This is a genomic window from Streptomyces sp. NPDC031225 (assembly GCF_055570355.1).
In genome coordinates this window covers 256,556-275,522 of the sequence record NZ_JBVIHJ010000003.1, presented here as the reverse complement: position 1 = coordinate 275,522, position 18,967 = coordinate 256,556, and the positions used below count along the sequence as shown (strand labels likewise).

Sequence of the window (18,967 nt, the reverse complement as noted above, 5' to 3'; positions counted from 1 at the left end):
TTGTTGATTGCCGGGGTGTTGCCGGTTCGTTGCCCGGTGCGGGGGCTGCTTCCGCGGTTCCCTGTGCCCCTAATGGCCGTGCGCGGCGTTCATGAGGGACTGCCAGTCCGGGAGTTTCACCACACCCCGGCCGAGTGAGGCTCCCAGCTCCGCTTCCGCTCGCTCTATCGCGCACCAGCCCGTCCAGTCCACCGGCTCGATCCCCGCCGCCCGCAGCGCGTCCGGCGGGTCGTCCGGCAGGTCTTTGTGTACGAGCGTGGCGGCGTCCTGCATGAGTGACGTCACCGTCTCCTTCGCGCACGGCCGGTTGGTGCCGATGACGCCGGTCGGGCCCCGCTTGATCCAGCCGGCCACGTACTCGCCCGGTGCGACCACGCCCTCGCGGAGCACCCGACCGGCGAGATGGGGCACGGTTCCGGTGGCGGGGTCGAACGGCAGGTCCGCCGGCGGGACTCCGAGATAGCCCACCGAACGCAGCACCAACTGGGCCTCGATCTCCTCGAATTCGCCGGTTCCGGTCACGCCGCCGTGTCCGTCCGGCGCCGTCCTCTCGAAGCGGACCGCGCCCACCCGGCCGCCGTCGGCGAGCAGTTCGACGGGACGCAGGAAGAAGCGCAGCGAGATCCTGTGCGGCGAAGGCCGTGCACCGGCTCCCGCCCAGCCGCGCAGCACCTCCACGTTCCGCCGCTGCGGCGCGGCCAGGGGAGTGGGGTCGAGGTATGCCGGGTCCAGCGCCAACTCCTCGGCGTCCACGGCCGTTTCGGTGTCCGGGAGCGAGCCCAGCTCGCGCAGCTCCTTGGTGGTGAAGCGGGCCTGGGAGGGGCCGCGCCGCCCCACCATGTGGACGTCCGACACCCGGCTGTCCGCCAGCGCGGTCAGTGCCGGCTGCGGCATGTCGGTGGGGCTGAGCTCCGTCACCCCACGCGCCAGCATCCGCGTCACGTCGACCGCGACGTTCCCCACCCCGATGACCACCGCCGACCGGACACCGGCCACGAATCCACCGGCCGCCGAGTCGGGGTGCGCGCTGTACCAGGACACGAACTCGGTCGCCGACCAGCTGCCCGGCAGGTTCTCGCCCGGAATCCCCAGATGCCGGTCGGTCGCGGCACCCACGCAGTACACGACGGCGTGGTACAGCTCGCGCAGCCGCCCGGCCGGCACCCCGCCCGGACCGATCTCGACCCCGCCGAGGAACCGCACCCGCTCATGCTCCAGGACTCCTCGAAGGGTGTTCTGGAGCGACTTGATCTTCTCGTGGTCCGGTGCCACGCCGTAGCGCACCAGACCGTACGGGCAGGGCAGCCGGTCCAGGACGTCGACGAAAACGCCGGGATCCTGCTGGACGAGGCTCTGGGCGGTGTAGCACCCGCTCGGCCCGGAGCCGACGACGGCGACACGCAACACGGCGGAACTCCTTACCAGAGGAGTCGCTGACCCTTCCAGGATCGCACCGCCGGTGCTGCTCTGACAGGGTGCCGGGGCCGTCCCGACGTGCGTGTCCGTTCGTATGGAATGTGATCATGCGGTTACGTTGCGTGTGTGCTAGAAGCATCGTTTCTTAATCTTTCTGATCGTTGTCCGACGGACGGCAACGTGTCCGTGTGGCCCGCGTGGGAAGTGCGGGAGGACGAGGGCGCCGTGGCGTGGTTCAACGTCCGGCTGGTCTTCTCCGACGGCGCGCAGGTCGACGCGCTCGCCGTGGTGTCCGAAGGAGGTGTCTGCCTGGAGGACGTACGGGCGATGCCCGCGCTGTCGCTCGACGACCTGGGCGCCCTCGCGGACTGGATCGAGGGGCCGCTCTTCGAGGCCGGCGGAACGGAGCCCGGGGCGGAGGCGGAATCCGGGGCGGGGCCAGGGCCGCGCCGCGCTCGCCCGGCCTGGCCGCGTGGCATGGAGGGCCGCTGGCTGATCGCGCAGGAGTACCGGGCCGCTCAGGAGGACGGCGTCGACCCGGTCCTCGCGGTGATGTGCGCGACGGGTCACAGCCGCCGCAAGACGCTCAGACTCATCTCCCAGGCACGCGACGCCGGTTTCCTGACACCACGTCACGCCCGGCGCTGAACAGGGCGGTTGGCCGGAACACCGGGCTCTCGGAGCGCTGCGGTGCTGGGGCCGGGAGCTCGTTCAGAGCATGTTCCGCATCCGGTTGATCTCGCTCGTCTGCTGGGCGACCACGTCGTCGGCCATCTCCTCGATCCGGATGTTGTTGCCGTGCCCCTTGACGTCCGTCGCCATGGTGATCGCTCCCTCGTGGTGAGTGATCATCAGAGTGAGGAAGAGCTGGTCGAAGGCCGTCCCCTTCGCCGCGCGCAACTTCCTCAGCTGAGCCTCGGTCGCCATGCCCGGCATCGAGGCGTGCTCGTGAGTGCCGCTCTTCGCGGACTGGCCGTGCTCCTTCAACCAGGCCCTCATCGCGTCGATCCCCGGCCCCTGGGCGGCCGAGATCCGCTCGGCGAGGGCCTTCAGCTTCGCCGACTCGGCACGCTCCGGCGCCAGTTCGGTCAGTTCCAGGGCCTGGGTGTGGTGCTCGATCATCATCCGCGCGTACGAGACGTCCGCCGAGTTGGGGGTGTCGTCGTCGTCCCGCTGCTCCTGCGCGTCCTGGGCCGACAGAGTGCGGTTCGCCTCGCCCGGCATGCCCGGCACCAGTACCGAAGGCCCGGTGGCCGAGGCCGACTTGGGATCCGCGTCGGAGTCACAGGCCCCGAGGGCGAGGGCTGCCAGAGCGACCAGGGTGACCGTCGCGCCGGGCGCGCGGCGGAAGAGCGCAGGAGTCATCCATGGTCCCTTCATTGCAGTCTCGTTGCCCTCTATTGATCTGTGCATGGTGAAGACGATACTGCGGGGGTGCGTGAAGCGTTCTACAAGAATCGCACAGGGAGGAAACAGTGATCCTGTCGAGAAACCCCCGAACCCGGCACAGACGCCTGGGAGTTGCCGCGGCCGCCGCAGGTCTCCTGGCCGCGCTGCTGACCGCCGGACCGGCCGTCGCGACCCCCGACCCCGGGGACGGTCCGGCCGCGAGCAAGGAAGTGTCCAAGAGCACCGAGGCCAAGGTGCGGGCGGCGATCGCCGACGGCGAGATACCCGGCCAGGACGAGATCGTCCACTCCGACAACATCGAGCACCTCGTCAACATCCCCAAGGACGCGCTGCCCGGCACCAATTCAGACCTGGCCTTCCAGGGCCGATACGCCTTCTCCGGCAACTACGACGGCTTCCGCGTCTTCGACATCAGCAACCCGAAGGCGCCGAAGACGATCGCCCAGGTCCTGTGTCCCGGCTCGCAGAACGACATCTCCGTCTCCGGGAACCTGCTGTTCCTGTCCACCGACTCCTCGCGCAGCGACAGCAGTTGCAGCAGCACCACGCAGCCCGCGACCGAGAAGTCGTCGTGGGAGGGCATGAAGGTCTTCGACATCAGCGACAAGAGGAACCCGAAGTACGTCGCCGCCGTGGAGACCGCCTGCGGCTCGCACACCCACACGCTGGTGCCCGAGCGCAGGAACGTCTACCTCTACGTCTCCTCGTACTCGCCGAGCGCCACGTACCCGGACTGCCAGCCGCCGCACGACGGCATCTCCGTCATCAAGGTGCCCCGCAACGCCCCCGAGAAGGCGGCGGTCGTGAACTTCCCGGTGCTCTTCCCCGGTGAGGGTCCGGACGGCGGCGGCAACCCCGGTTCGCCCACCAACCCGGGCGTCAGCAAGACCACCGGCTGCCACGACATCACGGTCCTCCCGGACAAGGACCTGGCGGCGGGCGCCTGCATGGGTGACGGCATCCTGTTCTCCATCAAGGACCCGGCGAACCCGAAGGTCATCGACCGCGTCCAGGACAACGTGAACTTCGCGTTCTGGCACTCGGCGACCTTCAACCAGAAGGCAAACAAGGTCGTCTTCACCGACGAGCTGGGCGGCGGAGGCGCGGCCACCTGCAACGCGGCGATCGGACCGAACCGCGGCGCGGACGGCATCTACGACATCGTCGGCAAGGGCGACAAGCGCAAGCTCGTCTTCCGCAGCTACTTCAAGATCCCCCGCCACCAGGCCGACACCGAGAACTGTGTCGCGCACAACGGTTCGCTGATCCCGGTCAAGGGCAAGGACCTCATGGTCCAGGCCTGGTACCAGGGCGGTGTCTCCGTCTGGGACTTCACCGACTCCGCGAAGCCCAAGGAGATCGGCTACTTCGAACGCGGCCCGCTGAACACCACCACCATGCAGACCGGCGGAGCGTGGTCGGCGTACTACTACAACGGTTACATCTACTCGAACGACATCGCCAAGGGCTTCGACGTCCTGAAGCTCAGCGACCGGCGCACGGATCCGGCCAGGAAGGTGCGGCTCAAGGAGCTCAACGTCCAGACGCAGCCGGACTACTTCGACTGACCCTCGGACTCCCGGCCCGTCTCGAAGAAACGCGACAGATCCTTGTCGCACGTCCCGTCGGGTGCCTCGGCGCCCGGCGGGACGCCCTGCTCCCAGTCGAGGCGGTAGCGCGTGAACAACTCCGCGCGCAGGGTCGCGAGCGGCATCGGGACGTTCGGTACGACCATCGCGTAGACCGCGCCCATGAGCTGTGAGCGCAGCATCGGGTACTCGCTGTCGACCTCCTGCGAACCGTGCCGTTCCATCGTGTCCCGGAGCAGCTCGGCGAGGCGCTGCTGCTCCGGGCACTCCACGAAGCCGTCGGTGTCCAGCAGTCCCGCCATGTGCTGGCGCATCAGCACCGTCCGGTCCCGGGTCAGGCCCAGGATCGCGTCGACGGCCCGCGCCATCCGCTCCCGGCCGTCCTCGGTGTGCGGCTCGCGCTCCAGTGCCTCCTCCAGCGTGCGGTGCATGAGCCGGTGCACGGCGGACTGCACCAGCTGGCGCTTCCCGGGGAAGTAGTACGACACCAGACCGCGCGCCGAACCGGCCCGGTCCGCGATGTCGCCGAGGGTCGTGGCCTCGTAACCGCGCTCGGAGACGAGTTCGAGGGCCGCCTGCAGGAACCGCTCCCGGGAACGACGGCGCAACTCTTCGTTGACCGAGGCGCTGCGCGGGGACATGCTGGAACTCCTGTGTTGACTGGCTATCAGCCAACTATACTCAGGACGTCCTGATCGGCCCGCGAAAGGCCTGGTCGGGGCTGCCGCCTGCTCTGGGCGACGCGGGGGATCGTCCAGGGTGGGCGGGCAAACGCCCCAATGGTGTCCTCAGGCGACCTTTCCGGCGGGGCGGGCGCCCGGTTTTCGGACAACTTTTCCGAGGTCGATCCCGGGCGTCGACCGGGTTCGCCTCCAGGGTCTCAACCGACCAGCTCGAGAACCGGCCGCAGCCCGTCGGGACGCCGCGCCACCGGCAGATGATCGACGAAGTGCACCCCGCAGCCCAGGGCCGCCGCGCCGCCGTCCGCCCGCCGGTCGTCACCGACCATCAGCACGTCCGCGGGCTCCACGCCGAGCGCCGTGCAGGCGGTCCTGAAGAGCCTGGGGTCCGGCTTCTGGATGCCGTGCTCGTACGACAGCACATACGCGTCGACGTACGGATCGAGACCGTGCGCGCGGAAGACCGGCCGCAGGTCCCAGCCGATGTTGCTGACCACGCCCACGCTGATCCCGCGCTCGCGCAGCGCACGCAGCACCTCGACGGCGTCAGGGTACGGCTGCCAGGCCGCGGGGGACATGTGCCGGTCGTACAACGCGTCGTGCAGGGCCGGATCAGGCAGCGGGACCTGCCGCGAGAGCCCGGTGTAGGCGGCCCGGTGCAGTGCGGCGCTCTCGTCCCGGACTCCCCATACGGTGGCGACCTCGTCCGGGATCGGAACCCCGGGCGCCACCCCGCCGGGCAGCGCTCCCACGCGCTCCAACTCCTCGGCGGCCCGCATCAACTCGCCCTCGGAGAGGGACAGTTCCGCCGCGTCGAGACCGGCCCGCAGCCAGGACTCGGTGGACTCGATCCGGAAGAGGGTTCCCGAGAAGTCGAACAGCACAGCAGCCATACGATGATCTTATGGGCCCGCGTTCCAGCCGATGGGGAGTTCGCCCCCGCAGAACACGCAGACGAAGTCGTCCTCACGCACGATCGACCGCTCCCCGCACCCCTCGCAGCGCCGGAACACCACCTCGTGCGTGAACCGTCCGGGGTGCGCGACGCCGACCCGGTCGAGCGCACACCCGACCGCCCGCCATGAGTCGATGTCCGGGCAGTAGCCCGTGGAGTGGTTGGTGACCTCGTCGACCGCCCAACGGCCGGCGGCCCGGGTGAATCCCATCTCCCCGGCGCCCAGCACGTCCACGCCGCCTGCACAGGCCACATGTTCACTGCGGCGGGGCGCGAGTCGCAGCAGGCCGTCGAGGGCGACGACGAAGGTGAAGGGCTCCGACCGCTCGGCCGGCCCGCGACCGGACAGCCAGGCGGCGAGGTCGGCGGCGGAACGGATGGGCCGGCCCTCGCTGTCCGGCCGTACCGCAGAGCGCAGACCGGGTGGACCCACGTACCCGTAGGTCCGTGTCGGGTTGTCGTTCACGGCCGGTACCGCTGATGGACCAGCACCGCCAGGCTCACCAGCATCGCGCCCAGGAGCCAGCCGCCCAGGACGTCGGAGGGCCAGTGGACGCCCAGCCAGACGCGGGTCAGGCCCACGCCCACGACGGAGATCACGGTCAGCGCCAGGGCCGAGCACCACAGGGCACGGCCGGCGCCGTGGTGGTGGAGGAGCCACAGGAGCAGGCCGCACACGACCGTGGCCGTCAGGGCGTGGCCCGACGGGTAGGCCGCGAAGTGCGCGGTGTCGACGGGGTCGGGCCAGACGGGACGTTCGCGGCCGACCGCCGCCTTGAGGATCTGCTGGACCAGTGTGCCCAGCGCACATGTGGCCACCAGCCATGCGGCGGTCCAGCGGGCGTTGCGCCGCCACACCAGCCAGAGGGCCGCGACGGCACACAGGATGCGCATCGTCCAGGGGTCCCAGACCCAGTCCGTGAGGATGCGGAAGGCGTGGGTGAGCCCTGGTTCGTCGACCGCCCAGCGGTGGGTGGTGTCGGCGATGTCGCTGTCGACGGTGAGCAGCGGGTGCCACCGGGTCGCGACCAGCACGAGCAGCAGCACCGAGCACAGGGCCAGGAGACCGGTGACGCGAGCCGCGGTCCGGTGCTCCGGTGAACGGGGCGGGGAGTCGACGGACGGGGTGTGCATGGTTCGATCCTCGCCGACCGGTGCGCTCCGAGGCCAATTCCGGTGCGTGCGGCCCGGCTTTTGTACCGCGCGGGTCAGCCCATGTACGGCTGTTGCCGAACGAGCGCCTGTGCCCGCCGCTCGTTCAGAGGGTCACCAGCATGGCCACCATCGCGATGCCCATGGAGAGCCGGCACGCGCGCGCGAGTTCGGGCCGGTCACCCCAGCCCACGGTCGCGCCGCCGGCGGTCACCGGTATCAGGCGGACGCCGGACAGCAGCACGAATCCGGCGAAGTAGAGGAGCAGGGTCCCCGTCACGAAGGGGACTCCCGAGCCACCGTGGTGTCCGGGGGAGGCCGCCATCGTCACCGCCATGTAGACCATGGCCGAGGCGCCCACCAGGTGGTGCAGATGATGGGAGCTCGTGCGCGCCGACCACAGGGCGCGCAGCGCGGCTCCGCCGAACACGGCCGCGTAGAGCGGCCAGGCCCAGGACGGCGGGGTGAACACGGCCGCCGGTACGGCCATCGCGGCCATCCCGAAGCCCATCAGTGCCTCGCCGCCCGCGGCCCGGCGCTGTTCCTCGACCCTGCTGCGCATCCGCAGCAGGCAGTACGCCCCGGTCGCCGCGCAGAGTGCCACCAGCAGCCAGCCGGAAGAAGCCGGTCCGTGCACGCCCACCACCCCCGCTCGACGGTCGGTCAAGGACTGCCCGGGCCATGCGGCGCGCAATCGAGCGCAAGGGTGTACGCGGGGAGCGTGCGACGGAGCACCGCAGGTCGGAGCAGCCGTGGTGAAATGCTTTACGAGTAAAACACCTGCTAAGGTCGGGCGTCATGAACACTCGTCTCCCGCTGGCCGGTGTACTGCGCCTCGGCAGGCCCTCCGACATCTGGTTCAAGCCCGCCCTGAGCGTGGTCGTCGCGGTCGCCCCGCCCAACCTGACCCTGCTGGCCCTCGGCCGGCTCGACCTGGCGATGTACACGATGGCCGGGTCCCTGTGCGCGCTGTACGCCCACAACCGCCCCTACGCGGCCCGGGCCCGCGCTCTGGCCGCGGTGGTGCTCGGCATGGTCGCCGGTCTCGCTGCGGGGCTGGTCGCGGCGTCGCTCACCGGCAGCGCCGTGCTCCTGGTGACCGTCGGCGCGCTGGTGGCAGCCGTACAGAAGACGCTGTGCGACGCGACCCGGATCGGCCCGCCGGGCCACGTGGTCCTCACCTTCATCAGCTCCGCCTCCCTGTTCGCCCCGCAGACCCTCGCCCAGGTCCCGGGCCACCTCGCGCTGGCCCTGGCGACGGGCGCATGGGCCTGGCTGGTCGGCATGGCACCCGTACTGTTCCGGCCGCACGGCCCGGAGCGACGGGCCACCGCCCACGCCCTGAACGCGGTCGCCGCCCACGCCGAGGTGCAGGCCGACGGCGACGGGTATCCCCGTACCAGCGGAACCGCCCATGCCGCCGTCCAGGCCGCCTGGCAGACCCTCCTCGCCGCCGGTGCCCGTACCGGAACCCGGCGAGCCCTCGAACGCCTCGTCGTCCGCGCCGAGGTCGCCCTCGCCGCCCCGGCCGACACCGACCCGCGCCGTCTGCGTGCCTGGGCCCGCGAACTGCGCGGGACAGGACCGGTGCCGCGAGCGGCGGACGACGGCACACCGCGCGGCGGGCAGGCCCAGGACGACGAACTCCTCGGCGTGGACGTGGAACTGACGGCTCCCGACCGCCCGTGGTGGCGCGCGCTCGGCCCGCTCGCCCCGATCGCCGTGCGCACCGCTCTGGGCTGTGCCCTGGCCGGGTACGTGTCCCTCGCGCTCGGCGTCGGCCGCCCCTACTGGGCCCTGGTCACCGCGGCCTCCCTCTACCAGGCCAACGTCACCCTCACCTGGAGCCGGGGCGTCCAGCGCGTCGTCGGCAACCTCGTCGGCGTCCTCGTGTTCGCCGCCGTCGTCCCGCTCGCCCATGTCGGGCCCGCCGCCCTGGTCCTGTGCTGTCTCGCCCTCAACTTCGGCGCCGAGGCGCTGATGGGCCGCAACTACTGGCTCGGCAGCGTCTGCGTGACCCCGATGGCCCTGCTCATCACCGAGTTCGCCGGACAGCAGGAGCCGAGCCGGCTGATCACCGAGCGAGTCGTGGACACCCTCGTCGGCGCCCTGGTCGGATTCGCGGCCGCCATAGCCGTCACCAACCGGCGCGCGGGCGACCGCATCGAACACGCGCTGGACGCCGTGGAAGACGCCCGCGAACACACCACCCTCCTCCTCGCCGCACCGCACCCCGCCCCCGGCGCCCTCGATGCCGCCCGCCGCGCTCTCGCCGCCGCCCTGACCGATCTGCGCGCCACCGTCGAGGCCGCATCCGGCGAATGGTGGCAGCGGGCCCTGCCCCAGGAGAGGGTCGTGCGCGCCGAGCAGGCCGGACACCGTACGCTCGCCGCGACGGTCCGGCACCACAGAGCGGAGGGCGTACGTCCATGACGGCACCGAACGGACGGCAGGCGGGCACGACGAGGAACGACACCGTCGCCGCGGTCGTCCGGCAGTGGCAGACCGTCCACCCGGGCCTCGACACCGGCCCCATGGAGATCATCGGCCGCGTCAACCGCTGCGCCGCCCTCCTCCAGCAGGCCGAGGACGCCCCCCTGCGCCGCGCCGGGCTCAGCCGCCCCGAGTTCGACCTGCTCGGCGCCCTGCGCCGCACCGGGCACGAGCTGACCCCGGGCGACCTGGCCCGCGAGACCTTCTCCTCCGGCGCCGCCGTCACCAAGCGACTCAAGCAACTGACCGAGCGGGGCCTGGTCGAGCGCCGGGGCGACGCCCGCGACCGCCGTGTCGCCCACGTCCGGCTGACCGACGCGGGCCGCGACCTGGTCGACGGGATCCTGCCCGAACAACTGGCGTACGAGACGGCCGTGCTGTCCGTCCTGCCCCCGGAGGCGCGGGACGAACTCGCCGCCCGGCTCGGGGAACTGCTCGGCCGGTTGGAGGGCAGCCTGGGAGTACTGCGCACCTGACCGCCCCGACCTGCGGTTTCGGAGGTTCCGGAATTGGGTCGCCTGTTGACGCGGCCCTCCCGCGCTTCCTACGTTCGTCCAGGTCGGTGCGGATCATCGACCGGTGTACGGAATATCGAACGAAGGATGGATGCCGTGACAGCCGAAGGCCCCGCCCCCGACACCCTCACCATCGACCTCGGCACCGAGACCGGCCCCTTCCACGGCGGAGCGAGCGGCACCCTCTACGGTCTGTACGGCGACGGCGTGCCCAGCCGCATCGTGGTCGAGGGCATGTATCCGCGCACGGTGACCACCAAGGCCCAGGACGGCATCCAGCACCCCGGCGGTGACGCCCTGGAGATCCTGCCGCCCTTCGTCGCGGCCGGCGGCCGGGACGTCTACGTCTACCTGCCCGACTACTACCGCGGCTTTCCCTACGAGTGGCCCGGCGCCACCGGCGAGGAGCGGCTCGCCGGGCACCTGGACGTGATCCAGCGCCAGGTCGAACACGTCCTGACGCTGGGGGAGTTGAAGTCGCACGTCGTGTACGTGCCCTTCAACGAGCCCGAGGGCAACATGTTCGGCGAGGGGGAGTGGAGCTACGACCAGGTGTCCTGGCGGACCGAACCGGACCACTACTTCGCCGCCTGGGCAGCCGCGTATCACCTGATCAAGGACCTCGACCCGGACGCCCGCGTGGCAGGACCCAACACCTGCGTCCTGTACCCCGAGGTCAGGGACTTCCTGGAGTTCGCCAAGGCCCACGACGTGCTGCCCGACATCGTCACCTGGCACGAGCTGTCCTCACCGGCCGAGGTCCGCACCAACGTGGCCAAGTACCGTGATCTGGAGCGCGAGTTGGGCATCGGTCCGCTCCCGGTCAACATCAACGAGTACGCGCACAACTACCACGTCTCCGTGCCGGGCCAGATGATCCAGTGGATCGCCGCGATCGAGGAGTCGAAGGTCGACGCCGACCTCGCCTACTGGAACATCGCCGGCAACCTCAACGACTCGGCGGTGGAGGCGAACAAGGCCAACGGCCAGTGGTGGCTGTACAACGCCTACGGACAGCTGACCGGGAACACCGTCCGGGTCGTCGCCCCGCATCCCAACGTGCAGTACACCCTCCAGGGCGTCGCCACCCTCGACCGGGAGAAGCGGCAGGCGCGGGCCCTGTTCGGCGGGGCGGGCGGCGCGGCGGACCTCGTCTTCGCGGGCGTGGACGCGGAGGTGTTCGGTGCCGCCGTCCACGTACGGCTCGTGGAGATCCCCTGGACGGGCCAAGTCGGAGCGAGCGCACAGCCGTTGAGGCTGCGGGACGAGGAAGTCACGGTGTCCGACGGGAAGGTGACGATCCGTCTGACCGGGCTCGACGAGATGTCCGCCTACCAGGTGATCCTGTCGCCGGGCGGCAACGGGGCCGCGGCCCTGCCGCCCTCGGTGCGCTGGAGGCGGACCTACGAGGCCGAGGACGCCACCTACACGGGCAGCGGTTACTCGAAGAACGGGCCCGAGGGTTCCCCGTCCACCGTCGACCGGTTCGCCACCTCCGGCGGCTACCACGTGGGCGGTCTGCGCACCGGCTCCGACGGCGTGCTCGCCTTCGACGTCGAGGTCCCGCAGGACGGCACCTACGACCTCGTCGTCTTCGCGGGCTCGCACAACCTCGCCGACCTGGTGCGCGAAGCGGGGCCCACCAACGTCTTCCTGCGCGTCGACGGCGAGGACCCGCGCGAACTGCGGCTGCCGCTCGGCTACAAGCCGGCCGTGTGGGGGCACACCGACACCCGCGTCCCGCTGACCGCCGGCCGGCACCGGCTCACCCTCGCCGCCCAGGACCCCGACCTCGGGGTCACCAAGGGCGACGCGTGCATCGACAAACTGGACCTGGTGCTGCGAGACGAGGACGAAACCGCCCTGTACGACGCCGAGTTCGCGGACCTCGGCGGCGGCGCCCGGGTAAGCCACGCCCACCGGGGCGCCTCGGGTCCCGGAGTCGCCGTGCTCCCGCGAGGCGGCACCGTCACCTTCTGGACGTACGCGGCCGACGACGGGGAGGCCTCCGTCACCGTCGACCTGCTCGGGCCCGGAGAGGGCGTGTTCAGCGTCAACGGTGAGGAGATCGGACGCGTCGAGCGCGGTGCCGTACCGCTCTTCCTGGCCGGCGGCATCAACCGGATCACCGTCACCGGCACATCGGACCGGCTGATCGTGGACCGGGTGCGGATCGGCCCCTCGCGCGGCCTGCTGCCCGCCACCGCCTACCCCGCCGAGGACGGCGTCCCGACCGGCGCGGCGAAGGTGACCGGATACCCGTACGCCACCGGCGGCAAGGCGGTCGACGGCGTCGGCGCCGGGCCCGGGAACGCGCTCACCCTGACGGTCACGGCGGAGAGCTCAGGGCGCCACGCGCTGACGATCCGTTACTCCAACGGGGAGCAGCCCCCCTCCACCCACTACAACCCGGACCCGGTCTGCCGTCACGCCGACGTCTCCGTCAACGGCGGCGCCGCGCACCGCGTCCTGTTCCCGACGACCTTCCACTTCAACAACTTCTGGAACCTGTCCGTGCCCGTCACCCTGAACCCGGGCCTGAACACCCTCACCTTCACCGCCGAGGCACTCCCCGACTTCGCCGGCGGCACGGCGAACGAACACGGCCGACGTTCCGCGTACGCCCCCGTCATCGACCGGATCACGGTGACACCGCTGGCCCCGGGGGACGGGCCTTCCTGACGGAGACCCTCGGGAGTGCGGCGTCGTCCGTGGAACTGCCGGTGAGGCCATGCTTGTTACTGGCGGGTCCAAAATGTTTGTAAGATCCAATCCGACCATCTCAAGCCCTACTTGGGGGATACAACTCATGACCAAGCGCTTTTCCGCGCTGGCCGTCTCCGCGGCCATCGTCGGAGGCTTCTTCATCACCTCGGTGCCCGCCCACGCCGCCGTCTCGGCCGGCCAGGGCGTGGTGTCGGCCAAGGCCGCCATCACCTGCAACCCGGCCCAGATGCGCCAGCAGATCGCCAGTCTCAAGAACAAGGCCGAGAAGCTGAAGCAGCTGGGGGAGACCGCTGCGGCCAAGAAGGCGCTCAGCGACGCGTCCGCCCTGCAGAAGCGGCTCGAGGCCTGCATCAAGGCTGACGACGACTCGAGCAAGCCGTTCCCGGGATAAGTTCCGGTTGCTGTGTGGCGCCGCCCGTCCTGTTCCTCGGGGCGGGCGGCGCCGGTCGTCCGGAAGGCCACCGGCCCCCGCCGGGGACCACACACCGTCACCCTCGGGGTGGAGGACGGGGAGGGCGTGTTCGCCGAACTCGCCGCCTTCGACGGCCGGTCCCCCTCCACCGAGGTCGCCTACGGCTTCACCGGCCGGGTCATCGGTGTGTACGCCTCGGTCGGCACCGTCCGCTTCGACTGGTTCGACTGGTTCGACTACGAGCCTGCCGAGGACTGGCATGTGACCTTGCGGGGCATTCGCCGACAGGCCCTGCCTCCCTGGACCGGGTCGCCGCCTGCCAGTAGGAGAGCAGCCCGAGCGGGCTCAGATCCCGGGCCGGTAGCGGATCGGATGGTCCGCCGGGACCTCCACCAGCACGATCGGCGTCCCGTCCGGATCCGCCACCCACATCTCGACCAGCCCCCACGGCTCCCTCACCGGCGGCCGGACGATCTCGACGCCCTTGGCCAGAAGCTCCTCGTGCGCCGCGGTCACGTCCGCGACCTGGAGCCACAGCCGTACGTCCGCGGCCCGCGGAGCCTGTGACCGTCCGGACAGTTCCAGGAAACCGCCGCCGAGGAAGTAGACGGTGCCCCGCTCCGGCCCGGTACCGAACTCGCGGTATACGGCGAGGCCCAGCTGATCGCCGTAGAAGACCCGGGAGCGCTCCGGATCGGTGGGCCGCAGCAGGACGCGGCCGCTCAGTACGTGCACCATGCGGGCGAGCCTATCCGGGGCATTACTCTCGGCCGTGCCCGAGCCGTGCCCGAGAAGTGGAGATGCGCACCATGGAGACCACCGCCGGACTCACCTTCCGTGACGCCACCGACGCCGACGTGGACGCGCTCGTCGCGCTCGTCGAGTCGGCGTACCGCGGGGACGACAGCCGGGCCGGGTGGACCACCGAGGCGGACATCCTCCAGGGACAGCGGACGGACCCGGAGGGCGTGCTCGCGGTCGTCAAGTCACCCGACAGCCGACTGCTGACGGTGGAACGGGACGGGCGCATCGTCGCCTGCTGTCAGCTCGAACACCGGGGCAGCCACGCGTACTTCGGGATGTTCGCGGTCAGCCCAACCCTCCAGGGCGGCGGCCTCGGCAAGGTGATCATCGCCGAGGCGGAGCGGATCGCCCGCGACACCTGGGGCGTCACCGAGATGCACATGACGGTGATCTCCGTGCGCGACGACCTCATCGCCTGGTACGAGCGGCGCGGCTACCGCCGTACGGGAGAGATGACGCCCTTCCCGTACGGCGACGAGCGCTTCGGTATCCCGCAGCGCGACGACCTGCGGTTCGAGCTGCTGGTCAAGCCGCTGGTGTGACGTTCCTGCCCCGGTTCAGGCGGTGAAGCGGCCGGTGCGTTTGATCTCCGGGTAGTCGGTCGTGGCGCCGTCCAGCTCCAGGGCCCGCACCAGCCGGAGATGGTCCTGGGTGTTGACGACCCAGCCGATGATCTTCAGGTCGGCCTTGCGGGCCGCCTCCACGACCTCCAGGGTCAGCCGGCGGATGTTCAGGCAGACGGTCCCCGCTCCGGCCTCGACGGCGCGTTCCACGATGTCGGGGCCGAACCGGCTGCCGATCAGCGCGGTCCGTACGCCGGGCACCAGCCGGCCGATCTCGGCGACCGCCTCGTCGTGGAACGAGGACACCTCGACCCGGGAGACGAGGTCCCGCCGGAGCATGACCTCGGCCAGCGCCCGGGCCGCCGCGATGTCCTTGATCTCGGCCTGGAGCGGCGACCGGACGGCGTCCAGAACCTCCTCGAACACCGGGACGCGCTCCCCGCGGCCCGCGTCCAGGGCGCGCAGTTCGGTGAGGGTCTTCTCGGCGATCGGGCCGGTGCCGTCGGTCGTGCGGTCCACGTCGGTGTCGTGCATGACGACGAGCGCGCCGTCCTTGCTGAGGTGCAGATCGAGTTCGATGACGTCGAGGCCGGCCTCTTGGGCGGCGGTGAACGAACGGAGGGTGTTCTCGGGCTCGGTACCCATGACCCCGCGATGACCGATGGTAAGGAAGTTCAAGGTTCAACTCGCTTCCGTCGACGGCGGCTCGGTGCAGAGCCGCAGCCTAACGGCTACACCGTGTGATGGACCCCTGTGTACACGGGGATCCCGGTGACGTGCGGTGCGGTTGCCCCGGATACCCGCAAGCGCCGTGTTCATGGCACTCGGCAGGAAAAACTTCGGTGACCATTGGGTTGCGCAGGATAACTTCCCGAGTCCGCTCTTGCTGGACGGAAGCTCGTATGTATACGGTCTCCATACGAGAGGTTCTCCCGTGGAGGATGGGACATGACGGAAATTCTTGCGCAGGCGGCGTCGGGGGACCACGTTCCCCCCATGACCAGGGTGGTGGAGCACCCGGCATGGCCTGTGCTCAAGGATGCCGTGGAGCGGATCCGGCCATGGCAGTCCAAGGACGGGTCGATCGACTTCGAGGCCGAGGGAGCGCCCGCGCGTGCGGACGCCGAGGCTGTCGTACGGCGTGTCGTCGACAGCGTCGAGGAGCTGTCCCCGCTTCTTGCGCACGACGCCGACTACCACGCGGCGCTCGTGAAGGACCTCCGGCGCTGGGCCGAGGGCGGCTTCGAGGTGCCCGACTTCCTCGACTCCCTGCTGGCCTTCCAGCCCGCCGCGGGCCGCGCCGACGGCCTCCAGCACCTGGTCGTCTTCCCGATGTACACGCAGAACGGCAACCCCGACCGCAACCTCGAAGCGGTCGTCCTGCGCATGGTCTGGCCCGACTGGCTGGCCGAACTGGAGCGCACCCGCTACGACAACCCGCTGTTCTGCGGCATCAAGTTCGAGGACTTCACGGCCGGTTACGACACCAACTCCGCCGTCCTCTTCCCGGAGACCATCGCCGTACGTGAGGCACCGGAGCGCTTCTCCTGGGGCGGCATCTTCTGCGACCGCGAGGCCGCCCGCTTCCGCCGGGTCACCGACGCGGCCATCGACATCCTGGGCCTGGAACTGCCCGAGGACATCGCCGCGATGGTCCACGACCAGACGCGCTGCGAGGAGGCCTTCGTCCTGTGGGACATGGTCCACGACCGCACCCACAGCCACGGCGACCTGCCCTTCGACCCGTTCATGATCAAGCAGCGCCAGCCCTTCTGGATGTACGGCCTGGAGGAGCTGCGCTGTGACCTCACGGCTTTCAGGGAGGCCGTGAACCTGGAGGCCGACGGCGTCCCGCAGGCCCGTGACGTGCAGTACGCGGTCCTCTTCGACCGCATGTTCCGCTTCCCGGTCACCGGCGAGCGGGTGCGCAACTACGACGGCCTCGGCGGCCAGCTCCTCTTCGCCTACCTGCACAAGCACGACGTCGTCCGCTGGACCGACAACAAGCTGTTCATCGACTGGCAGCGCGCCCCGCAGGTCACCAACCAGCTGTGCGCCGAGATCGAGGACCTCTACCGGGCGGGTATCGATCGCCCGAAGCTGGTCCACTGGTTCGCCGCGTACGACCTGGTCTCGCAGTACCTCGCCCCGCACCCGGGCTCCAGGTGGGCCAAGGGCCCCGACGCCCTCGACCTGTCCCTGCCGCCCCGGAAACTCGTCGATGACGTGCTTCCGGACGAGTTTCCGCTGAGCATGTTCTATGAGGCCCTCTCCAAGAAGCTGAAGAACGTGATCGCCTCCACCAGGGGCATCACCGCGGAGAGTGCCGCGCGGGCCGCCGCGTGAGCGGCACGGACTCGCGCGCGACCGGGAACACGGCTCAGCAGGAGGCGAAGAACATGGCGGGGAACGGAGCTCTCAGCGGTGCGGTGATCGCGGTGGCCGGAGCGGGCGGGCCCGCGGGGCGCGCGACACTCGTCCGGCTCGCCGAGGCGGGCGCGACCGTCGTCGGCGCGGACAACGATCCCGTCCGGCTCGCGGAGGCGGTGGGCGCGGCCCGGGACGCGGGCGGCGGCGCCACCGTCACCGGGGAACCCGTCGACCTGCTCGACCTGAAGTCCACGCGGGACTGGGCCGCCGGCATCGAGAAGGACTTCGGCCGGGTCGACGGCGTCGTCCACCTCGTCGGCGGCTGGCGCGGCAGTGAGACCTTCGTCAAGACCAGCCTCGACGACTGGGACTTCCTGGAGCTGCTGCTCATCCGCACCGTGCAGCACACGTCCCTCGCTTTCTCCGAGGTGCTCCAGCGCAGTGACCGGGGCCGGTATGTGCTGATCAGCGCGGCGGGCGCGACCAGGCCCACCGCGGGCAACGCCGCCTACGCCGCCGCCAAGGCGGCCGCCGAGGCCTGGACGCTCGCCATGGCCGACTTCTTCCGCAAGGCGGGGGCCGGTGCGGAGCTCACCTCGGCGGCCACCATCCTGGTGGTGAAGGCGTTGGTGCACGAGGCGATGCGCGCCGAGCGTCCCAACGCGAAGTTCGCGGGCTTCACGGACGTCAAGGACCTCGCGGCGGCCATCGCCGAAGTCTGGGAGAAGCCCGCCGGAGAAGTGAACGGAAACCGTCTGTGGCTCACCGAGAAGCCGTGAACCCTGCGAAGACCGACGCCCGGCGTCACCACGACCCGGACAGCCGGGGCTTCGCCAGCGACAACTACGCCGGCGCCCACCCGGAGGTCCTCGCCGCCCTGGCCCTCGCCAACGGCGGCCACCAGGTCGCGTACGGCGAGGACGACTACACCGAGAACCTCCAGGGGATCATCCGCAGCCACTTCGGGGCCACGGCGGAGGCCTTCCCGGTCTTCAACGGCACCGGCGCCAACGTCGTCGCGCTCCAGGCGGTCACCGACCGCTGGGGCGCGGTGATCTGCGCGGAGAGCGCGCACATCAACGTCGACGAGGGCGGCGCCCCCGAACGGATGGGCGGCCTGAAACTGCTCACCGTCGCGACGCCCGACGGCAAGCTGACCCCGGAGCTGATCGACAGGCAGGCGTACGGCTGGGACGACGAGCACCGTGCCATGCCCCAGGTCGTCTCGATCACCCAGAGCACGGAGCTCGGCACGCTCTACACGCCGGACGAGATCCGCGCGATCTGCGACCATGCCCACGCCCACGGCATGAAGGTCCACCTGGACGGCTCCCGCATAGCCAACGCGGCGGCCTCCCTCGACGTCCCGATGCGGACGTTCACCAACGCCGTCGGCGTCGACATCCTCTCCCTCGGCGGGACGAAGAACGGCGCGCTGTTCGGCGAGGCCGTCGTGGTGATCAACCAGGACGCGGTCTCCCACATGAAGCACCTGCGCAAGCTGTCCATGCAGCTCGCCTCCAAGATGCGCTTCGTGTCGGTGCAGTTGGAGGCCCTGCTCGCCAAGGACCTGTGGCTGCGCAACGCCCGCCACGCCAACGAGATGGCGCAGCGCCTGGCCGAGGGCGTCCGTGCCGTCCACGGCGTGGAGATCCTCTACCCGGTGCAGGCCAACGGCGTCTTCGCCCAGCTGCCGCACGACGTGAGCGAGCGGCTCCAGAAACGCTTCCGCTTCTACTTCTGGGACGAGAGCGCGGGCGTCGTGCGCTGGATGTGCGCCTACGACACGACCGAGGACGACGTGGACGCGTTCGTGGCCGCGCTCAAGGAGGAGATGGCGCGCTGACGCGCGTGTGTGCCGGACGGCACCTGTGCTTGCAT

19 protein-coding genes are annotated in these 18,967 nt (G+C 70.5%); 10 read left to right on the top strand and 9 right to left on the bottom strand.

The genetic code is table 11. The features are described from left to right. Positions 1–69 precede the first annotated feature (69 nt). Positions 70–1,407 (bottom strand): FAD-dependent oxidoreductase, encoded by a 1,338-nt coding sequence (locus tag ACZ48Z_RS06775; RefSeq protein ID WP_468734716.1) that lies wholly within the window; start codon positions 1,405–1,407, stop codon positions 70–72. Positions 1,408–1,596: 189 nt separating this feature from the next. Here ACZ48Z_RS06775 and ACZ48Z_RS06770 point away from each other — a divergent pair, with 189 nt between their 5' ends. Beyond that, complete coding sequence (locus ACZ48Z_RS06770) at positions 1,597–2,064, top strand: DUF6214 family protein (protein ID WP_468734715.1); 468 nt, start codon at positions 1,597–1,599, stop codon at positions 2,062–2,064. 63 nt (positions 2,065–2,127) lie between these two features. Here ACZ48Z_RS06770 and ACZ48Z_RS06765 read toward each other — a convergent pair whose 3' ends face one another. Continuing rightward, complete coding sequence (locus tag ACZ48Z_RS06765) at positions 2,128–2,781, bottom strand: DUF305 domain-containing protein (protein WP_468734714.1); 654 nt, start codon at positions 2,779–2,781, stop codon at positions 2,128–2,130. A 110-nt stretch (positions 2,782–2,891) separates the two neighbouring features. On the opposite strand from ACZ48Z_RS06765, the gene ACZ48Z_RS06760 reads away from it, so the two are divergent. Beyond that, the gene (locus ACZ48Z_RS06760) at positions 2,892–4,394 is read left to right on the top strand and encodes an LVIVD repeat-containing protein (protein ID WP_468734713.1); all 1,503 of its coding nucleotides are present in this window, start codon (positions 2,892–2,894) and stop codon (positions 4,392–4,394) included. On the opposite strand, the gene ACZ48Z_RS06755 is transcribed toward ACZ48Z_RS06760, so the two are convergent. From ACZ48Z_RS06755 to ACZ48Z_RS06735, 5 genes are all read right to left on the bottom strand, one after another. Continuing rightward, the gene (locus tag ACZ48Z_RS06755) at positions 4,382–5,056 is read right to left on the bottom strand and encodes a TetR/AcrR family transcriptional regulator (protein ID WP_468734712.1); all 675 of its coding nucleotides are present in this window, start codon (positions 5,054–5,056) and stop codon (positions 4,382–4,384) included. The genes ACZ48Z_RS06760 and ACZ48Z_RS06755 overlap by 13 nt on opposite strands. Positions 5,057–5,295: 239 nt before the next feature. Then, positions 5,296–5,988, bottom strand: coding sequence for an HAD family hydrolase (locus tag ACZ48Z_RS06750; protein WP_468734711.1), 693 nt, complete (start codon positions 5,986–5,988; stop codon positions 5,296–5,298). Positions 5,989–5,997: 9 nt separating this feature from the next. After that, entirely contained in the window at positions 5,998–6,516 is a 519-nt protein-coding gene (locus ACZ48Z_RS06745) for a hypothetical protein (RefSeq protein WP_468734710.1), read from the bottom strand. Continuing rightward, positions 6,513–7,184 carry a phosphatase PAP2 family protein gene (locus tag ACZ48Z_RS06740; RefSeq protein ID WP_468734709.1) on the bottom strand — a complete coding sequence of 224 codons (672 nt, stop codon included), beginning with the start codon at positions 7,182–7,184 and terminating at the stop codon, positions 6,513–6,515. The genes ACZ48Z_RS06745 and ACZ48Z_RS06740 overlap by 4 nt, the downstream gene beginning before the upstream one ends. Before the next feature lie 124 nt (positions 7,185–7,308). Further along, the gene (locus tag ACZ48Z_RS06735) at positions 7,309–7,839 is read right to left on the bottom strand and encodes a DUF5134 domain-containing protein (RefSeq protein WP_468734708.1); all 531 of its coding nucleotides are present in this window, start codon (positions 7,837–7,839) and stop codon (positions 7,309–7,311) included. A 161-nt stretch (positions 7,840–8,000) separates the two neighbouring features. On the opposite strand from ACZ48Z_RS06735, the gene ACZ48Z_RS06730 reads away from it, so the two are divergent. The 4 genes from ACZ48Z_RS06730 to ACZ48Z_RS06715 all read left to right on the top strand — a co-directional run bounded on the left by ACZ48Z_RS06730 (position 8,001) and on the right by ACZ48Z_RS06715 (position 13,328). Continuing rightward, complete coding sequence (locus ACZ48Z_RS06730) at positions 8,001–9,635, top strand: FUSC family protein (protein WP_468734707.1); 1,635 nt, start codon at positions 8,001–8,003, stop codon at positions 9,633–9,635. After that, positions 9,632–10,171, top strand: a complete 540-nt coding sequence (locus ACZ48Z_RS06725) for a MarR family winged helix-turn-helix transcriptional regulator (RefSeq protein WP_468734706.1) — start codon at positions 9,632–9,634, stop codon at positions 10,169–10,171. The genes ACZ48Z_RS06730 and ACZ48Z_RS06725 overlap by 4 nt, the downstream gene beginning before the upstream one ends. A 126-nt stretch (positions 10,172–10,297) precedes the next feature. Further along, positions 10,298–12,892, top strand: a complete 2,595-nt coding sequence (locus tag ACZ48Z_RS06720; protein ID WP_468734705.1) for a cellulosome protein — start codon at positions 10,298–10,300, stop codon at positions 12,890–12,892. Positions 12,893–13,019: 127 nt separating this feature from the next. Continuing rightward, on the top strand, positions 13,020–13,328 hold the full coding sequence (locus ACZ48Z_RS06715) for a hypothetical protein (protein ID WP_468734704.1): 309 nt from the start codon (positions 13,020–13,022) through the stop codon (positions 13,326–13,328). A 366-nt stretch (positions 13,329–13,694) separates the two neighbouring features. Here the strand turns inward: ACZ48Z_RS06715 and ACZ48Z_RS06710 are convergent, their stop codons facing one another. Further along, a complete protein-coding gene (locus tag ACZ48Z_RS06710) occupies positions 13,695–14,087 on the bottom strand; it encodes a VOC family protein (protein ID WP_468734703.1) in 393 nt (130 codons plus the stop codon). A 71-nt stretch (positions 14,088–14,158) separates the two neighbouring features. Here ACZ48Z_RS06710 and ACZ48Z_RS06705 point away from each other — a divergent pair, with 71 nt between their 5' ends. Further along, a complete protein-coding gene (locus ACZ48Z_RS06705; protein ID WP_468734869.1) occupies positions 14,159–14,695 on the top strand; it encodes a GNAT family N-acetyltransferase in 537 nt (178 codons plus the stop codon). 15 nt (positions 14,696–14,710) lie between these two features. Here the strand turns inward: ACZ48Z_RS06705 and ACZ48Z_RS06700 are convergent, their stop codons facing one another. After that, positions 14,711–15,394, bottom strand: coding sequence for a glycerophosphodiester phosphodiesterase (locus tag ACZ48Z_RS06700; RefSeq protein WP_468734702.1), 684 nt, complete (start codon positions 15,392–15,394; stop codon positions 14,711–14,713). 270 nt (positions 15,395–15,664) lie between these two features. Here ACZ48Z_RS06700 and ACZ48Z_RS06695 point away from each other — a divergent pair, with 270 nt between their 5' ends. From ACZ48Z_RS06695 to ACZ48Z_RS06685, 3 genes are read left to right on the top strand one after another with little or no spacing between them, the layout of a single operon-like run. Next, a complete protein-coding gene (locus tag ACZ48Z_RS06695; RefSeq protein WP_468734701.1) occupies positions 15,665–17,062 on the top strand; it encodes a DUF6421 family protein in 1,398 nt (465 codons plus the stop codon). 53 nt (positions 17,063–17,115) lie between these two features. Next, the gene (locus tag ACZ48Z_RS06690; RefSeq protein WP_468734700.1) at positions 17,116–17,865 is read left to right on the top strand and encodes an SDR family NAD(P)-dependent oxidoreductase; all 750 of its coding nucleotides are present in this window, start codon (positions 17,116–17,118) and stop codon (positions 17,863–17,865) included. Next, on the top strand, positions 17,862–18,932 hold the full coding sequence (locus ACZ48Z_RS06685; RefSeq protein WP_468734699.1) for a threonine aldolase family protein: 1,071 nt from the start codon (positions 17,862–17,864) through the stop codon (positions 18,930–18,932). Before ACZ48Z_RS06690 ends, ACZ48Z_RS06685 begins: the two co-directional genes overlap by 4 nt. Positions 18,933–18,967 lie beyond the last annotated feature (35 nt).